Below are 16,361 nucleotides of genomic sequence, written 5' to 3' on the forward strand. Positions count from 1 at the left end.
GAGAACCGCCTTAAGTCTTTGATTTACATTTTCTTTCAAAACTATGCGTTATTATCCAGCCATACCTGGAAATCAGCGAGAGCGCGAGCAGACAATGCGCGCTTTTTAGCAATCGTCTTTTCCTTGCCGCGCAGACGCTTGCCTTCCGGCTTTGGAACGTCAATCGGCGGAAACAATCCGAAATTCACATTCATTGGCTGGAAAGAGCGCTTGCCGGGTTCTTCATCGTCAGCAACGATGTGACCGCCGGTGATGTGGCCGAGAAGCGCACCGAAAGCTGTGGTCTGTGGCGGCGCAACAGGCGTTTTTCCGAGCTTTTCAGCGGCGGTAAAACGTCCTGCAAGCAGGCCAATTGCAGATGATTCGACGTAGCCTTCGCAGCCGGTGATCTGGCCCGCAAAACGCAGGGATTGGCGCGATTTCAACCGCAGCACGTTATCAAGTAGCACCGGCGAATTGAGATAAGTGTTGCGATGCAGCCCACCAAGACGTGCGAACTCTGCATTCTCAAGGCCGGGGATCATCTTGAAGATACCGGTTTGCGAGCCGTATTTCAGCTTCGTCTGGAAACCGACCATATTGTAGAGCGTGCCAAGCGCATTATCCTGACGCAATTGCACGACCGCATAGGCTTTCACTGTCGGGTTATGCTCATTGGTAAGGCCCATTGGCTTCATCGGCCCATGGCGCAATGTTTCGGCGCCGCGTTCGGCCATGACTTCAATCGGCAGGCAGCCGTCGAAATAGGGCGTACCTTCCCATTCCTTGAACTCAGTCGTATCGCCTTCGATCAGTGCTGCGACAAAAGCCTCATACTGGTCCTTATCCATGGGGCAGTTGATGTAATCCTTGCCGGTGCCTCCGGGGCCGACCTTGTCGTAGCGCGATTGGAACCAGCAAATATCCATATTGATCGAATCAAAATGCACAATCGGCGCAATCGCATCGAAAAATGCCAGTGCATCGGCGCCAGTCTGTGCCTGAATGGCTTCAGCCAGTGATGGCGCCGTCAGCGGGCCGGTTGCCACAATCGCCGTGCCCCATTCTTCCGGTGGCAGGCCCGCGATTTCTTCGCGCTCAATGGTGATGAGTGGATGGGCTTCAAGTTTTGCGGTTACCGCCTGCGAAAAACCTTCGCGATCAACAGCCAAAGCGCCGCCGGCTGGAACCTGATTTGCATCCGCACAAGCCATGATCAGCGAGCCTGCAAGGCGCATCTCGGCGTGGAGGACGCCTACAGCGTTGGTCTCTGCGTCATCCGAACGGAAAGAATTTGAACAAACCAGCTCTGCCAGCTGCTCTGTCTTATGCGCATCTGTGCCACGGACGGGACGCATTTCATGCAGGATAACAGGAACGCCAGCCTGCGCAATTTGCCACGCAGCTTCAGAGCCGGCGAGGCCGCCACCAACAACATGTACGGGGGAGAAATCGGTATCTTTTGACATGGCAAATCCCTTACCGCCTTTGCATGTCGCCTTCAATGGGAGATGAGCGTCAGAGGTTCGTAATTAGATGCCAGAAACACAAATGGCATCCGGCGCGGGAGGAGGTGCGACGGATGCCATTATTGTCAGACCGGAATTGGGAGGAGGAGAGACCGGTCTTGGTATCGCAAAGCATGGGAGGAGGAGTGCTTTGCGACGAACCGAGCCTGATGGGAGGAGGATTCAGGCTCAGGAAACTGAAATCTGATTAGCGTGCCTTGGACTGACGCGCTACATATGGGATGTCTGCGCGGGAAATGCCAAGGTCGTTAAGTTCGCGAGTCGAGAGCTGGTTCAGCTCGTTAACGGTATCGCGGTAACGGCGCCAGTTGTTGTAAGAGCGGAAGAGGTTCATGGTATTATTCCTTCATCGTTGAGGAACTGGTGATCAATTCATCTTGTTTGTTGCCCATTATATAACTCATTGTTTTCGCTACTTGCAGACCCGAGTTTGCATAGCTGCCTTGCGGGTTCTGCACGACGCGCTAAATCGATTAGACTGGTCAGGCACAAATTTGCCTCAAACTGATTTGCTCTAACTATTTGCCGACTGGCGAGTTTCCTATATGTTCTCAGCCACTTGGTAAGTTGGTGACATCAACGGATAGATTGTTCGGGAGTTGTTTTGTCGTTTTCAGTATCTGTAGAGCGCCTGATCGAGCGCTGGCAGCATGAAGGACTTATCGATGCTGAAACGGCATCGCGCCTGAATGTTGATCTCGAAAAACGTGGTCCCCGGTTCAGTCTCGGCTCGGTTCTCGCGACGCTTGGCGGATTATTGCTGGGAGCTGCGGTCATCATGCTGATTGCAGCGAACTGGCAGGACATGCCACGCATCATGCGCATTGGCCTGATCTTTGTATTGATCTGGGCCTGTTATCTCGGTGGGGCATGGCGGCAGTCGCGTGGCGACAGGCTATTGCCGCAAGCGCTTTATATAGTGGCGGCATCATCCTTTGGTGCGGGCATAGCGCTCGTCGGTCAGATGTATCATCTGTCGGGTGATGTGCATTCGGCAGCACTGGTCTGGGCAGGTGGTGTCTTGGCTTCTGCCTTCCTGTTGCGTTCGCCGGTGCTGACTGCTTTCGGTGCAGGCGTCGCATGCTTTTATCTGTCTACATATGCTTTCGATAATGACTATGGCGATCTCAGCTATCGCTGGATGGGGCCTTTGTTGGTTCTGGTGGGCGCGGGCGCTGCGCGTTTTACGCGATCTCGTCACGCTGCGCATCTCTGGTGCCTGTTTGTTTTGGGTTGGGCTGTTCTTCTTTATTCGGAACATGAAAGCCGAGCGATTCTCGGCATGATGTTGATAATCGGTATCGCCCTGATGCTGGCGGATGCATTTGCACATGAAGCTCTTCAAAAGCTGACGCGGTTTGCGCATCCTCTGGCTTCCTACGGTTTGCTGCTTGCTCTTCTGGCGCTTGGCATTCTTCAGGTCGACAAAATGATTTCCTCGATCTTCAACCAGGCCGTCACGCAAGACGTCGTCTATGGAATCCTCATTCTCGCGCTTTCCATCGGAGCGCTGGCCATATGTGGACGTGACAACGGCAGCTTGCGCTCGATTGCTTACGCAGCCTTCTCAGTTGAAGTGCTTTACCTCGCCTTCACGACCGTCGGCTCGATGATCGGTACGTCTGGCTTCTTCCTCACTGCTGGCGTGCTGGTGTTACTGCTTGCGGCCTTTGTGCGTCGTATGGAGAGCAGGTTCGGGCGAAAGCGCGCAGTGGAGGTGCAGCCATGAGCATAATAAGAAGGAAATGGCTCTACGCGGGCGCGGTTATTACTGCAGTGCTGCAGACAGGCATTCTGTATGCGAGCATCGAGAAGCGGGCTTCGGTACTGCGTTCTGGCCATGAGATTGTGTTGCAGACGCGGCCTGTTGATCCTCGCGATCTGATGCGCGGCGATTATGTGATCCTTGGCTATGATATTACATCGATTGATCGCAAGATTATTCAGGGGACCCCTGCCGACGGTTCTCGCACTGTTTATGTCGCGGTGAAGCCTGACGACAAAGGAATATGGAATATTTCGCGCGCGTCGTTCACGCCGTTTGCAGACTTAGCTTCTGATGAAGCTCAGATTCGCGGACAATCGACCTACGCCATCTCCGATTTCCCGGATGCGACAATCAACATGCGTTACGGCATAGAACGCTATTACGTACCCGAAGGTGAGGGCCGTGTAATAGAGGATAGCCAGCGTGATTTGGATATCACTGCGGTAGTTGCCGTCGATGATACGGGCACCGCTGTGATGAAAGCTTTGCGCGATAACGGCAAGCAACTTTACCAGGAGCCGCTCTATTAATATCGCCCTTGAAGAAAAGGGGCTTGGCTAAGGCTATAAGATCGCTATATAGGGGCGGACAGAACGAAAGCGCTTCGGCTTGAAAGAGCTGGCAAATCAATGCCGGTAAAACGGCTTTTTTCCTTTGAACCGGGAAAATTGAATGATATAGAGACGCGCGCTTTCGAGAGGCGGTTCAATATCTGAGGCGAATTTAGTGCATTCGGTGGAGTGCACTTCGGTTCAGAGGCGGATATGGCGAAATTGGTAGACGCACCAGATTTAGGTTCTGGCGGGAGACCGTGGGGGTTCGAGTCCCTCTATCCGCACCAACTGCCTTAAGGCAAAAGAATTTCTCTCCCGCGACGAGGCATAAGCGCCGGTAACGGCGGGACAATGACAAGAAGTGAAGGTTTGAACATGCAGGTTACCGAAACGCTCAATGAAGGGCTGAAGCGCGAGATTAAAGTCGTGGTTCCGGCCGGAGATCTCGAAGCCAAGCTCGCTGAGCGGCTCGAAACTGCGCGTGGTCGCGCCAAGATCAATGGTTTCCGTCCAGGCAAAGTGCCAACGGCACACCTGCGCAAGACCTACGGCAAGTCCTTCATGGCTGAGATCGTGAACGAAATCCTCAACGATTCGTCGCGCTCGATCCTCGCTGAGCGCAACGAAAAGTCGGCAACCCAGCCAGTCGTTTCTATGTCGGAAGACGAAAAAGAAGCCGAACAGGTTCTCGACGGCAAGGCTGATTTCGTTTTCTCGCTGAACTACGAAGTTCTGCCAGCTATCGAAGTCAAGGATTTCTCGAAGATCGCGGTAACCCGTGAAGTCGTAGACATCGCTGATGAAGAAGTTGACGAACAGGTTAAGCGCGTTGCTTCATCGACCCGCACTTTTGAAACCAAAAAGGGCAAGGCCGAAAATGAAGATCGCGTAACGATCGACTATCTCGGCAAGCTTGATGGCGAACCATTTGATGGTGGCGCAGACACTGATGCGCAGCTCATCCTCGGTTCGGGTCAGTTCATTCCCGGCTTTGAAGAGCAGCTCGTTGGCGTCAAGGCTGGCGATGAGAAGGTCATCAACGTAACTTTCCCAGCTGAGTATGGCGCAGCCCATCTCGCAGGTAAGGAAGCAACCTTCGACATCACCGTGAAGGAAGTTGCCAAGCCAAACGAACTCGTTCTCGACGACGAAACCGCAAAGAAGCTCGGCATCGAATCGCTTGAGCGTCTGCGTCAGGTTGTTCGTGAGCAGATCGAAAGCCAGTACGGCCAGATCACTCGTCAGAAGGTAAAGCGTCAGATTCTCGACGCTCTCGATGGCGATTACCAGTTCGAAACCCCAGAGAAGCTTGTTGACGCAGAATTCAACAACATCTGGCAGCAGATCAACTTCGACCTGCAGCAGGCTGGCCGCACGTTCGAAGACGAAGAAACCACTGAAGAAGCTGCTCGCGAAGAATATCGAAAGCTTGCTGAACGTCGCGTTCGCCTCGGTCTGGTTCTCTCCGAAATCGGTGAAAAGGCTGGCGTAGAAGTATCTGAAGAAGAACTGCAGCGCGCAGTTTACGATCAGGTACGTCGTTATCCAGGTCAGGAAAAGGAAATCTACGAATTCCTGCGCAAGACGCCGGATGCCGTTGCTAACCTTCGCGCACCGATCTTTGAAGAAAAGGTCGTTGACCATCTGCTCGCAAACATCAACGTGACCGACAAGAAGGTCTCGAAGGAAGAGCTTACTGCAGAAGACGAAGATGATGCGTCGGAAGCAAAACCAGCCAAGAAGGCTGCTGCTAAGAAGAAAGCCGCTCCTAAGAAGAAGGCAGAAGACAAGTCTGAAGAGGCTTAATTCTTCTTTTCTCCAATTTAATAAAAAGGCCGCGCACAGCGCGGCCTTTTTATTTGTAGTTTAATCCGCGATCGAAGGAGCTATGACGTGATCAATTTGCCATATCTTCATTTGGCGCTGACGATGCAGGAAGAGCCACGTAAACCTGTGTGGCCGACAGATGTTGCGATAGGCGCATTCTTTGAAGAATATGCTCAGCGCACCCATGCATTGCTGGTCAATTCCTATATGAATGGAGGCGGTTCAGTAGCGGATTTTGAAACGTGGCACCGTGGATTGATCTCAGATAGCGAGTATGATCCGGACTTTGTTGTCCCGGTACTGGATCGGTCTGATCGAGTTATCGCTTTTGTGCAATGCTGGAACAGCGCCTTTATAAAGGATCTGGTTGTCGATCCAGACAGGCGACGAGAAGGAATAGGCGAGGCGCTACTGCTCCACGTTCTTGGGCTTTTCTTTCACCGTGGACAGCATAAAGTCAGTTTGAAAGTTGAACCGAACAATCCCTCTGGTGCTGAACGGCTTTACAGACGAATTGGTTTTGACGACGTTCTTTCGGCCTAAAAGCCTATGAATCCCTGAGCAAATTGCCGTGAATGGCAGAGAAGGCTTGCCAGTCTCCCCCGTTTGTTTTAGCCAAAGTCAGATAGAATTTTTGCTGCGCATTGCGTCGCACAGGAAGAGATAGACGAGTTACTATGACCCTTATTGATACGCGTACGCCCGAACCAAAACGCTTCATCTCTGGCGCCACCGGCGACTGGGAAATCGTCATTGGCATGGAAGTCCACGCTCAGGTCACGTCCGAGTCGAAACTGTTCTCAGGCGCTTCTACATCGTTTGGCGCAGCTCCGAATGCCAATGTGTCTCTGGTTGATGCGGCGATGCCGGGCATGTTGCCTGTCATTAATGTGGAATGCGTCAAGCAGGCCGTGCGTACGGGTATCGGCCTCAATGCGCAGATCAATCTGAAGTCGGTATTCGACCGCAAGAACTACTTCTATCCCGATCTGCCGCAGGGTTATCAGATTTCGCAGTTCAAGCAGCCGATTGTTGGCGAAGGCAAGATCATGATCTCGGTCGGCCCCGACAATAAGGGGCAGTTCGAAGATGTCGAGATCGGCATTGAACGGCTCCATCTCGAACAGGATGCCGGCAAGTCGATTCACGATCAGCATCCGACGATGTCTTATGTTGATTTGAACCGCTCTGGCGTGGCGCTGATGGAAATCGTCTCCAAACCTGACCTGCGTTCGTCTGATGAGGCCCGTGCCTATTTGACCAAGCTGCGCACGATTGTCCGTTATCTCGGCACTTGCGATGGCAATATGGACGAAGGCTCAATGCGTGCCGACGTGAACGTTTCTGTGCGTCGTCCAGGTGGTGAGTTCGGCACACGTTGCGAAATCAAGAACGTCAATTCCATCCGCTTTGTCGGGCAGGCCATTGAATATGAAGCACGTCGCCAGATCGGTATTTTGGAAGATGGCGGCTCTATCGATCAGGAAACCCGCCTGTTTGATCCTGTAAAAGGCGAAACGCGTTCGATGCGCTCGAAGGAAGAAGCGCACGATTATCGCTATTTCCCGGATCCAGACCTTTTGCCGCTTGAATTCGATCAGGCATTTGTTGATGCGCTTGCCGCTGAATTGCCGGAACTGCCAGACGTCAAGAAAGACCGCCTCGTCGAAAAACTCGGCATTTCGATCTATGACGCATCGATTCTGGTCACTGAAAAAGCCATCGCTGACTATTATGAAGCGGTTGCTGAAGGCCGCGACGGTAAGGCCGCTGCGAACTGGGTCATCAATGATCTTCTTGGCGCGCTGAACAAGGCTGGCAAGGACATTGAAGAATCGCCAGTTTCGCCAGATCAGCTTGGTGCGATTATCGATCTCATCAAGGACGGCACGATTTCCGGCAAGATCGCCAAGGATCTGTTCGAGATCGTCTGGAACGAAGGTGGTGATCCGAAGAGCCTCGTTGAAGAACGCGGCATGAAGCAGGTTACTGACACCGGCGCTATCGAAAAGGCAGTTGACGATATCATCGCAGCTAACCCGGACAAGGTTGAGCAGGCCAAGGCAAAGCCAACCATGGCTGGTTGGTTCGTTGGTCAGGTGATGAAGGCAACAGGTGGCAAGGCTAACCCGCAGGCCGTCAACGATCTGGTCAAGTCCAAGCTTGGGATTGAAGAATAATGTGGGTTCGCAGCGCCAGTGAAGCCGACCTGAAGGCCGTGCATGAACTGCTGGTTTCAACCTGGCACGCGACCTTTGACGATATTATTGGCCGGGAGATGGTGAATACCGTTACCGGTCAATGGCATTCCGTTGCAGCTTTGAAAGCCAATCTGAAAAAGCCATACTCGGAATTCATCGTTGCCGATAATGGCGCAGGCGGCATCGATGGAATGGCTTTCGCAAGTCAGACTGGCGATGGCAAAGCCTCGCTTCATCAGCTTTATGTTCGCCCTGATGCGCAGGTGCAGGGTATTGGCACCATGCTTCTGGCAGAAGTTGAAATGGCCTTTCCCGGTGTAAATACGATGCGGCTTGAAGTGATCGAGCGGAATGCAAAGTCAGTCCGCTTCTATGAACGCAAGGGCTATGCACTGGTCGGCCGTAGCGAAGATTGGGGCGACCCCAATTGCAAGGAGCCGGTACTTATTATGGAAAAGTCTCTTGAAGGCTGGTCTATGTAAAAAGCATTTCCAGCAAAAGTGCGAAGCGGTTTTGCGTGAGGTAAATGCGTAGAAACAAAACATTTCCAGCAAAAGTGCGAGGCGGTTTTGCGTAGGATAATGCGACACGTAAATTCGGCCTGTCGCTGCATCATACTCTTGTGACAGCGGCAACTTGCCCCTTGCCTTGGTCTTTCGATAGGGCCATAAGCGTTCAAAACCCAGCAGTTACTCTGCCTGTGGCGAAAACGGATCTGGATAGGTCATGAAGAAATTTCTTATACAAGTCTTCACATGGTGGAATGGCCAGACGCTCGGCACCCGCCTTCATACGTGGCGCAAGGGCGAGCGCGTAGGCGAAGACGAGTTCGGCAATGTCTACTATCAGGGTGGCAAGGACTCTGAAGGTCGCACACGTCGTTGGGTCATTTTCAATGGCTATGCAGAAGCAAGCGCAATTCCTCCGGGTTGGCATGGCTGGATGCATCACCGCGTTGATACACCGCCAAGCAAGGAAGATTACCAGCCGCGCGACTGGCAGAAGCCACATTTGCAGAACCTCACGGGGTCACCGCTGGCGTATCGCCCAAAAGGTTCGATCGCTATTCCGGGTACGCAACCTGCTGAGCGTCCGCGTGTGACCGGCGAATACGACGCCTGGACACCAGGCAACTAAAATACCGAAATTGTGGTCCGGCGTGACATTTCACGCCGGATTTTTCATCTCCGATTGCCAGTTTGCAAAAGGTTTTGAGGATAGAGGTGCCGCACAGGCGCTGTGGGTTCATTGCTGCTTGCAGCAGGGCAACGAATCGTCACATTTCATGCTTAGGAATTATTCCGGCTTTTTAATTCACCATTTTGATGCGGATATCCGTTTTGACGAAGCATTCTCCCGGCAGGGCTGGTAATGGAAAGAACTGGATCAGCAAGGCGGCACAGGTTGCCCTGATCGCGCTTCTTTCAAGCACAAGCGGCATTCAGCTTGCTCAGGCCGAACGGATATCAAACCCAGTGGCCGAGTTTTCGGGGCTGGACAAGATTACAGGTCGCATCACGAGTTTTGACGTTTATATCAACGAGACTGTGCAATTTGGTGCGCTGCAGGTGACGCCAAAAGTTTGCTATTCCCGCACCGAAAATGAAGCGCCACGCACCGATGGCTTCGTCGAAGTCGATGAAATTACGCTGGATCGTAAGATCAGACGTATTTTCACCGGTTGGATGTTTGCCGATAGTCCCGGTCTCAATGCTGTTGAGCACCCGATTTATGACGTGTGGTTGAAGGACTGCAAGCAGAAGTCTGAAGTTCCGCCACCGGATCAGCGTAAATAATTAAGCGAAGACGCACTGCCAAAAGCCAAACGATTGTGATGGCGCAGTTTAAATAAAACTGCCCGATACATCGTCAGAACGTAGCGTCGCCCTGAAGCGCTTGCTCAAGCATCACTTCGTATTTTTTACGCCTTACCTCTATCGCACCGAAGCGCTCCAGATGAGCGGTTGTGAATTGCGTATCGAGCAGGACGAACCCTTGCCGGTTCAGATGTTCCACCAGATAGGCAAGGCAAACCTTTGAGGCATCGCGTTTCCGTGTAAACATGCTCTCGCCAAAGAATGCGCGGCCAAGCGTGACGCCATAAAGCCCGCCGACAAGTTGTCCGTCATGCCATGCTTCGACCGTGTGACAATGTCCAGCTTCAAACAGCTTGCCGTATGCTTCGCGGATCGGACCATTGATCCATGTGCGTGCACGCTCACCGGAGCCACTTGCGCAGCCGTCGATAACGCCCTCGAAATCACTATCGAGCCTGATCTCAAAAATAGCTTGTCGGATTGTTTTTTGCAGGCTTTTCGGGATGTGAAAGCCATCAAGCGGAATGATGCCGCGCTTCTCAGGACGAACCCAGAAAATCTCCGGATCATCCGCTTCTTCGGCCATCGGGAAAACCCCGGTGGAATAGGCCCGCAGGAGCAGTTCCGGCTCGATCGAATAGTCGTCCGGGGAAGCTCCTGCGGTCACTTTACTTATGCACCTGGTGTTTCTGACTGCTTGGCCAGATATTTTTCCAGCCAATGAATGTCATAGTCGCCATTGGCAATGTCCTGATTGGAAATCAGGTCCTGGAACAGGGGCAGGGTCGTCTTGACGCCATCGACCACGAACTCATCAAGCGCACGACGCAGACGCATCATGCATTCGACACGGTTGCGACCGTGTACGATGAGCTTGCCGATAAGGCTGTCATAGTAAGGCGGGATGCGGTAGCCGGAATAGACGCCCGAATCCACGCGAATGCCAAGACCGCCTGGAGTGTGGTAATGCGTGATAAGACCCGGTGATGGCGTAAAGTTACGCGGATCTTCAGCATTGATGCGGCACTCGATAGCGTGACCCGAGAAGCGCACATCGTCCTGCTTGACCGAAAGGCCGAGACCAGCGGCCACACGAATCTGTTCATGAACAAGATCGATGCCGGTGATGGCTTCGGTGACCGGATGTTCCACCTGCAAACGGGTGTTCATTTCAATGAAATAGAACTCACCGTTTTCATAAAGGAATTCGATCGTACCCGCACCGCGATAGCCGAGATCGGCCACAGCGTTGGCGCAGATCATGCCGATCTTGTGGCGTGCTTCTGCATTGAGCGCTGGAGAATTGGCTTCTTCCCAGACCTTCTGGTGGCGGCGTTGCAAGGAGCAGTCGCGTTCGCCCAGGTGGATTGCGTTACCAGCACCGTCGCCCATAACCTGAACTTCGATGTGACGCGGCTTTTCGAGATACTTCTCGATGTAGACTGCGTCGTCACCAAATGCTGCACCGGCTTCGGTACGAGCGGTTGAGAGCGCTACAGAGAGGTCTTCCTCGGTTTTCGCGACCTTCATACCGCGTCCACCACCACCAGCAGATGCCTTGATGATGACAGGGTAGCCGATTTCCTTGGCAACGCGAGCAGCTTCAACATCATCGGTAACGCCACCGTCCGAACCCGGCACGACAGGAATACCAAGGCGCTTTGCAGTGCGCTTGGCTTCAATCTTGTCACCCATGATGCGGATATGCGATGAGGTTGGTCCGATGAAGGTAATGCCATGTGCTTCAAGAATTTCAGCAAACTTGGCATTTTCCGACAGGAAGCCGTAGCCCGGATGGATTGCATCCGCGCCTGTGATTTCGCAGGCGGCAACGATTTGATGAATATTCAGATAGCTGTCGCGTGATGGAGGAGGTCCAATGCAAACGCTTTCGTCCGCAAGGCGAACGTGCATTGCATCAGCATCTGCCGTTGAGTGAACTGCGACCGTCTTGATGCCCAGCTCTTTACAAGCTCTGAGCACACGAAGAGCGATTTCGCCACGATTGGCTATGAGTATCTTTTGAAACATTGCGCTTTGCTGCCCGTTCATTGAATAAGCCGAAGTTCTTCTGACCAGATGGTCGTCTTATTCGATGACGACGAGCGGCTCGCCGAATTCTACAGGCGCTGCATCTTCAATCAGAATAGCCTTGACCGTACCGGCGCGTGGAGCGGCGATCTGGTTCATGGTCTTCATAGCTTCGATGATGAGAAGGGTCTGGCCTTCCTTAACCTGGGTCCCAACTTCAATGAAGTTGCGTGCTCCAGGGGCAGGGGCGAGATAGGCGGTTCCAACCATAGGCGAAGGCACGGCGTTCTTCGACAGCTCTGCCTTGGTTGGTTCAGCGGCAACAGCAGCGACTGGTGCTGCGGCAGCTACTGGTGCAGCCTGCATTACGGTGGCAGCAGCCTGAACCGTTACCTTGCGCGAAACGCGAATACGCAGATCGCCATGCTCGACTTCGATGTCGGTCAGGTCGGTTTCATTGAGGATGTCCGCGAGATCGCGGATGGTTTCCTTGTCGATGACGGAAGTTTTGCTGGACATATTAGGCCCCTTTTACGCTTTGCCCGTTGTTTTCTTCTTCTTTGGCAATTGCCGCGAGTGCGCGCAGGCCGAGCAGGTATCCTTCCGCGCCAAAGCCGCAGATGACGCCTTTGGCGACTGCGGAGACATAGGAGTGATGCCGGAAAGCTTCACGCGCATGAATGTTCGACAGATGCACTTCCACGACCGTAACTTTGGCCGAGCGGATTGCATCATGAATAGCAACCGAAGTGTGGCTGTAAGCAGCTGGGTTAATCAGGACATAGGCGTTTTTATCACCCGCTTCCTGAATCCAGCTAACCAGATCACCTTCATAATTGGTCTGGCGAAAATCGACCTCAAGACCCAGTTGTTCAGCCTCACGCTTGCAGCTCGCTTCGATATCATCGAGCGTTGCCACACCGTATATGCCAGGCTCACGCTTCCCTAGAAGATTGAGATTGGGGCCATTCAGAACAAAAACTGTTTTCACCATATTCGTCCGTGGTCGATAACGGGCCTATTACGAAATTTCGATTACACTTCGCATTCCATATAGAGGGCTTGGATGCAAGTCGAAACCCTCTAATTCAATGCTAATGTTTCACCACAGCGTTTTTCCCGCTATTCTTTGTGGAATGGACGCAATATGTGGCAAAAATAGTTATTTCCGCGATATGATTTATTGACCGCATCTCGTGTGATGTATGCGAGCACCCACGAGACACGGTTCTAATCAAATCAGCTTTTGCTTGCTGCGCGTGCAGCGGCGATTCTTTCAATCAGGCCTTCCGCACCGATCGCGCCCGGAACAAGCTCGTTTCCGATGATATAGGATGGCGTGCCGGTGATGTTGAGCTTGCTGGCGAGCTGATAGGTGCTCTGGAAAGAACCGGTGATCGCCGGGTCCTTCATTTTCTCGCGCAGCTTTGCTTCGTCAGCACCCAACTTGACCGCGTCAGCAATCGCAGACTCTTCAGTGGCGCGTTCTTGTGCTCCGAGCAACACTTCGTGATACTCAGCATATTTGTCTGGCATTAGCGCTCTGAAGGCTTGTGCTACGATGTGCGCCCGCATGGAATCCGGACCGAGGATCGGGAATTCTTTCATCACGAAACGGACGTTCGGATCGTTCTTGAGGATGGCTTCCATGTCTGGCAATGCGCGTTTGCAATAGCCGCAATTGTAATCGAAGAACTCAACAACAGTCACATCACCATTCGGATTGCCAAAAACAGCATCATGGGGTGAATTGTAAAGTTCGTCCTGGCTGGAAGCCAATACGTCCTTGATTTGCGCCTGTGCAGCTTGAGCCTGCTTTGTTTCAAGTGCTGTCTGCACTTCAATCATGATTTCAGGGTTCTGCAACAGATAGTTGCGAACGATGTTTTCAACAGCCTGCTGTGACATGTCAGATGAAGCGGGGGCTGCTTTAGGTGCTGCAGCGACAGGTGCTGGTTGTTGATGGGCAGTGCCTGCATAATAACCAGCGGCGAGAGCAGCAGCGCCAACCACGACACCCGCAATCGAGCCTAAAATTACATTCTTCATACCGATCACTTTCATACGTTCTGAAAATCCGCTTGGGATATCGCTACAGCATTGGCCCAAAAATCGGAATCGATTTTTTGGAAAGCACGATGCGTAGATTCAATAGTTTAGAGCGCCCTTGTGTGGCGCCCAAGAGGGCGCACGGCGATCTAGAGCATGTCTCCCAAAAGTGGGAACCGATTTTGGGAGACATTCGTATAAACAAACAGTGAGACGCATTTTCTACGATTCATCTTAAACAGGAAATGCTCTAGGCTCCAAACCCAATTAAACATTTGATCAAATTACTTCTTCATGATTCACTCTCCTGATAACGGGAGTTTTGGAGCATGGCAGGAGAATTCTGGCTTGATGATCGGCAATGGGCAGTGATCGCTCCTTTGCTTCCAACGAACCAACCCGGCGCGCATCGAACTGACGACCGCCGGGTGATTAGCGGCATCATCCATGTGCTGCGCACTGGCTGTCGGTGGCAGGATTGCCCCGCTGTCTACGGTCCCTCGACAACCATCTACAATCGTTTCCATCGTTGGTCTGCCAAAGGCATATGGCGGCAACTATTCGAAGCACTGGTGCAGACGACCAATCGCGACATTCACATGATCGACAGCACCACCGCAAAGGCGCACCGATCTGCTGCTGGCGGAAAAGGGGGGCGGAAGCTCAAGCCATCGGTCGATCGCGAGGCGGCAGATCGACAAAAATACATGCTGTTGTCGATGGTTGTGGCCGCCCAGTCGCACTGAGAATAACCCCTGGGCAGCGCGGTGACGCTCCCATTGCCATCCCACTGCTTGAGCCACTGCCGCCAAGCAACCTGTGCGCTGCCGATACGGCTTACGATAGCAACGCGTTACGCGATTTTCTCAAAGCTCGCGGCACTGAACCGGTCATTCCAAATAATCCGACCCGTAAGCGGATCAAACCTTTCAACCCAATTGCCTACCGCCGCCGAAACATCATCGAACGCACCTTTTGCCGCCTCAAGGACTGGAGGAGGGTCGCGACACGATATGACAAGCTCATGCTGAACTTTACAGCCACATGCTATATCGCTGCCATCGTCACATGGTGGCTCAATTGAGTCTGGACCCTAGGGCGTTATCCGCGCGTATTACTTTTTTGCTTTGGCGTTGATGATATCCTGCGCGCGCATCCAGTCCGGCGATCCGGATTTCATCTGTTTTTGTGCACGGATCGCAAAAATCTGAGCCTGCTGTAGCTTGCCGGAATAATAGTTCATGTCGGCTGTGGCAAGGTCTGCACGCGCCATATCACCCGATTGGCCGTAAGCCTGGGCGAGATAGCCATATCCGCCCGGAAATTCAGGGTCGGCTGCAATGCCTGCTCTGATCTCTTTGATTGCGGTCGGCATATTCGCTTTTGATCCCGTCAACATCAAAGCGCGACCATAGCTCATCCGAAGAAGCGGGGACTTGCGTGTGTCGAGTGCAACGGCACGTTGGAAAGCCTTGGCAGCGCCCTGAGGATTGTTGGCTTTGATCAGAACTTCCCCCATCATTTCCTGAAAATATGGGTTCTTGGGCTGCTCTTTAATGAGTGCATCAAACTTGGGAAGAGCAGAACGCGCCGAGCCATTCAGATATGTTGTAATAGCACTGCCGTAGCGCGCGGGTAATCCGCCAGGGTTACCCCTGAACATGCGTTGCAATGCGCCCATATTGTTGGAATAGGCAGCAATTTTTGCACGCGCCATATCATGTCTGAGCTGAAGAGCTGCGGAATCCGTCTTGTTGTAGTTGGGGCTCTTTTTGGCAAGCTCCTCGAGATTGGAAATGCGCTCGCGTGGCAAAGGATGGCTGATGCGATACTGATCAATCTGTGTACCCGACAGCGAAAGCGCCGAGGCAAAACGCTGGAATGTATCAAGCATGCCCTTCGTGGATTGACCGGTGGCATTTAGGTAGTTCACAGCCAGTCGATCTGCAGTCATTTCTTCGGTGCGCTGATAGCTGAGCAGGCTGCGCATTGCCATTTCTGTGCTGCCCATGGCGATGCCGCCACCGGCACCCGCAGCCGCACCACTGCCTGAAGCAGCACCTGCAACGCCTGCGCCTACGCCCAGCAGCATACCAATAACTGCCATGGTGCGTGCGCGGCTCAGCTGTTCGCGCAAGCGGTCCTGATGTCCACCAGCTATGTGTCCAGCTTCATGCGCGATAACGCCGATGATTTCGTTGGGAGTTTCAGCCTGCATGATCGCGCCTGTATTGATGAAAATACGGCGGCCGTCGACAAAGGCGTTGAAGCTCTGAGAATTGACGAGAATAACACGGACACCACGTCCGCCTAATCCGGCGACTTTAAGGATCGGCGCTGCATAATCGGCGACAAGCGCTTCAATTTCAGCATCACGCACGATGGGAACACCACCGCCGCGTGATTGGGCCTGAACAGGCAGAACGCCTGTCACCGCGACAGCAAGCGCTGCAAAGGCAGCAACTGAACGACGCATTACATTCTGAAAAGAAAACGCTTTGGTCATGAAAGTTGCAGTCATGCTCCCCATAGTGCTCCTCATCCTGCTCAAACGAAACAAAAGCGAATCTTACAAATCAGGCCTAGTTTAAGGGCTTTATATCAAT

At 52.9% G+C, this 16,361-nt stretch carries 17 protein-coding genes, 1 tRNA gene and 1 pseudogene; 11 read left to right on the plus strand and 8 right to left on the minus strand.

The genetic code is table 11. The features are described 5' to 3' along the window. Positions 1–41: 41 nt before the first annotated feature. Positions 42–1,448 carry a methylenetetrahydrofolate--tRNA-(uracil(54)-C(5))-methyltransferase (FADH(2)-oxidizing) TrmFO gene (trmFO, locus tag CES85_RS13885; protein WP_095446512.1) on the minus strand — a complete coding sequence of 469 codons (1,407 nt, stop codon included), beginning with the start codon at positions 1,446–1,448 and terminating at the stop codon, positions 42–44. A gap of 247 nt (positions 1,449–1,695) precedes the next feature. Further along, positions 1,696–1,842, minus strand: coding sequence for a DUF1127 domain-containing protein (locus CES85_RS13895; RefSeq protein ID WP_094577128.1), 147 nt, complete (start codon positions 1,840–1,842; stop codon positions 1,696–1,698). A 270-nt stretch (positions 1,843–2,112) separates the two neighbouring features. Between CES85_RS13895 and CES85_RS13900 the strand changes: the two genes are divergently transcribed. From CES85_RS13900 to CES85_RS13945, 10 genes are all read left to right on the plus strand, one after another. Further along, entirely contained in the window at positions 2,113–3,237 is a 1,125-nt protein-coding gene (locus tag CES85_RS13900) for a DUF2157 domain-containing protein (protein ID WP_095446514.1), read from the plus strand. Next, the gene (locus CES85_RS13905; RefSeq protein ID WP_095446515.1) at positions 3,234–3,806 is read left to right on the plus strand and encodes a GDYXXLXY domain-containing protein; all 573 of its coding nucleotides are present in this window, start codon (positions 3,234–3,236) and stop codon (positions 3,804–3,806) included. Before CES85_RS13900 ends, CES85_RS13905 begins: the two co-directional genes overlap by 4 nt. A 228-nt stretch (positions 3,807–4,034) precedes the next feature. Continuing rightward, positions 4,035–4,117: transfer RNA gene (locus tag CES85_RS13910), tRNA-Leu, on the plus strand. An 88-nt stretch (positions 4,118–4,205) separates the two neighbouring features. Next, a complete protein-coding gene (gene tig / locus CES85_RS13915) occupies positions 4,206–5,636 on the plus strand; it encodes a trigger factor (RefSeq protein WP_268967536.1) in 1,431 nt (476 codons plus the stop codon). 87 nt (positions 5,637–5,723) lie between these two features. After that, positions 5,724–6,200, plus strand: coding sequence for a GNAT family N-acetyltransferase (locus CES85_RS13920; RefSeq protein WP_244923287.1), 477 nt, complete (start codon positions 5,724–5,726; stop codon positions 6,198–6,200). A gap of 134 nt (positions 6,201–6,334) precedes the next feature. Next, positions 6,335–7,837, plus strand: a complete 1,503-nt coding sequence (gene gatB / locus CES85_RS13925) for an Asp-tRNA(Asn)/Glu-tRNA(Gln) amidotransferase subunit GatB (RefSeq protein WP_095446517.1) — start codon at positions 6,335–6,337, stop codon at positions 7,835–7,837. Continuing rightward, on the plus strand, positions 7,837–8,340 hold the full coding sequence (locus CES85_RS13930) for a GNAT family N-acetyltransferase (protein WP_095446518.1): 504 nt from the start codon (positions 7,837–7,839) through the stop codon (positions 8,338–8,340). Before gatB ends, CES85_RS13930 begins: the two co-directional genes overlap by 1 nt. Positions 8,341–8,584: 244 nt before the next feature. Further along, the gene (locus CES85_RS13935; RefSeq protein WP_095446519.1) at positions 8,585–8,995 is read left to right on the plus strand and encodes an NADH:ubiquinone oxidoreductase subunit NDUFA12; all 411 of its coding nucleotides are present in this window, start codon (positions 8,585–8,587) and stop codon (positions 8,993–8,995) included. Positions 8,996–9,017: 22 nt separating this feature from the next. Then, on the plus strand, positions 9,018–9,230 hold the full coding sequence (locus CES85_RS13940; protein ID WP_157743458.1) for a hypothetical protein: 213 nt from the start codon (positions 9,018–9,020) through the stop codon (positions 9,228–9,230). Continuing rightward, a complete protein-coding gene (locus tag CES85_RS13945) occupies positions 9,184–9,654 on the plus strand; it encodes a DUF2155 domain-containing protein (protein WP_095446521.1) in 471 nt (156 codons plus the stop codon). The genes CES85_RS13940 and CES85_RS13945 overlap by 47 nt, the downstream gene beginning before the upstream one ends. A 73-nt stretch (positions 9,655–9,727) precedes the next feature. Here the strand turns inward: CES85_RS13945 and aat are convergent, their stop codons facing one another. The 5 genes from aat to CES85_RS13970 all read right to left on the minus strand — a co-directional run bounded on the left by aat (position 9,728) and on the right by CES85_RS13970 (position 13,755). Continuing rightward, positions 9,728–10,297 carry a leucyl/phenylalanyl-tRNA--protein transferase gene (gene aat / locus CES85_RS13950; protein ID WP_095447884.1) on the minus strand — a complete coding sequence of 190 codons (570 nt, stop codon included), beginning with the start codon at positions 10,295–10,297 and terminating at the stop codon, positions 9,728–9,730. Between the two features lie 50 nt (positions 10,298–10,347). Continuing rightward, the gene (gene accC / locus CES85_RS13955) at positions 10,348–11,706 is read right to left on the minus strand and encodes an acetyl-CoA carboxylase biotin carboxylase subunit (protein ID WP_095446522.1); all 1,359 of its coding nucleotides are present in this window, start codon (positions 11,704–11,706) and stop codon (positions 10,348–10,350) included. 57 nt (positions 11,707–11,763) lie between these two features. Beyond that, on the minus strand, positions 11,764–12,225 hold the full coding sequence (gene accB / locus CES85_RS13960; protein WP_095446523.1) for an acetyl-CoA carboxylase biotin carboxyl carrier protein: 462 nt from the start codon (positions 12,223–12,225) through the stop codon (positions 11,764–11,766). Position 12,226: 1 nt separating this feature from the next. Further along, on the minus strand, positions 12,227–12,700 hold the full coding sequence (gene aroQ, locus CES85_RS13965; protein ID WP_095446524.1) for a type II 3-dehydroquinate dehydratase: 474 nt from the start codon (positions 12,698–12,700) through the stop codon (positions 12,227–12,229). 245 nt (positions 12,701–12,945) lie between these two features. After that, positions 12,946–13,755: a DsbA family protein gene (locus CES85_RS13970; RefSeq protein ID WP_095447885.1), complete on the minus strand. Its 810-nt coding sequence runs from the start codon at positions 13,753–13,755 to the stop codon at positions 12,946–12,948. 329 nt (positions 13,756–14,084) lie between these two features. On the opposite strand from CES85_RS13970, the pseudogene CES85_RS13975 reads away from it, so the two are divergent. Continuing rightward, positions 14,085–14,770 (plus strand): annotated as a pseudogene (locus CES85_RS13975) (IS5 family transposase); the annotation flags it as partial. Between the two features lie 99 nt (positions 14,771–14,869). On the opposite strand, the gene CES85_RS13980 reads toward CES85_RS13975, so the two are convergent. After that, positions 14,870–16,285, minus strand: coding sequence for a M48 family metalloprotease (locus CES85_RS13980; protein WP_095446525.1), 1,416 nt, complete (start codon positions 16,283–16,285; stop codon positions 14,870–14,872). Positions 16,286–16,361 lie beyond the last annotated feature (76 nt).

It is taken from the genome of Ochrobactrum quorumnocens (genome assembly GCF_002278035.1).
Classification (GTDB): domain Bacteria; phylum Pseudomonadota; class Alphaproteobacteria; order Rhizobiales; family Rhizobiaceae; genus Brucella; species Brucella quorumnocens.

Excerpts from the sequence above, each read along its gene's own strand:
- trmFO (WP_095446512.1), bottom strand. The coding sequence starts at position 1,448 with ATGTCAAAAGATACCGATTTCTCCCCCGTACATGTTGTTGGTGGCGGC.
- CES85_RS13895 (WP_094577128.1), bottom strand. The coding sequence starts at position 1,842 with ATGAACCTCTTCCGCTCTTACAACAACTGGCGCCGTTACCGCGATACC.
- CES85_RS13905 (WP_095446515.1), top strand. The coding sequence starts at position 3,234 with ATGAGCATAATAAGAAGGAAATGGCTCTACGCGGGCGCGGTTATTACT.
- tig (WP_268967536.1), top strand. The coding sequence starts at position 4,206 with ATGCAGGTTACCGAAACGCTCAATGAAGGGCTGAAGCGCGAGATTAAA.
- gatB (WP_095446517.1), top strand. The coding sequence starts at position 6,335 with ATGACCCTTATTGATACGCGTACGCCCGAACCAAAACGCTTCATCTCT.
- CES85_RS13930 (WP_095446518.1), top strand. The coding sequence starts at position 7,837 with ATGTGGGTTCGCAGCGCCAGTGAAGCCGACCTGAAGGCCGTGCATGAA.
- CES85_RS13935 (WP_095446519.1), top strand. The coding sequence starts at position 8,585 with ATGAAGAAATTTCTTATACAAGTCTTCACATGGTGGAATGGCCAGACG.
- CES85_RS13945 (WP_095446521.1), top strand. The coding sequence starts at position 9,184 with ATGCGGATATCCGTTTTGACGAAGCATTCTCCCGGCAGGGCTGGTAAT.
- accC (WP_095446522.1), bottom strand. The coding sequence starts at position 11,706 with ATGTTTCAAAAGATACTCATAGCCAATCGTGGCGAAATCGCTCTTCGT.
- accB (WP_095446523.1), bottom strand. The coding sequence starts at position 12,225 with ATGTCCAGCAAAACTTCCGTCATCGACAAGGAAACCATCCGCGATCTC.
- aroQ (WP_095446524.1), bottom strand. The coding sequence starts at position 12,700 with ATGGTGAAAACAGTTTTTGTTCTGAATGGCCCCAATCTCAATCTTCTA.
- CES85_RS13970 (WP_095447885.1), bottom strand. The coding sequence starts at position 13,755 with ATGAAGAATGTAATTTTAGGCTCGATTGCGGGTGTCGTGGTTGGCGCT.
- CES85_RS13980 (WP_095446525.1), bottom strand. The coding sequence starts at position 16,285 with ATGGGGAGCATGACTGCAACTTTCATGACCAAAGCGTTTTCTTTTCAG.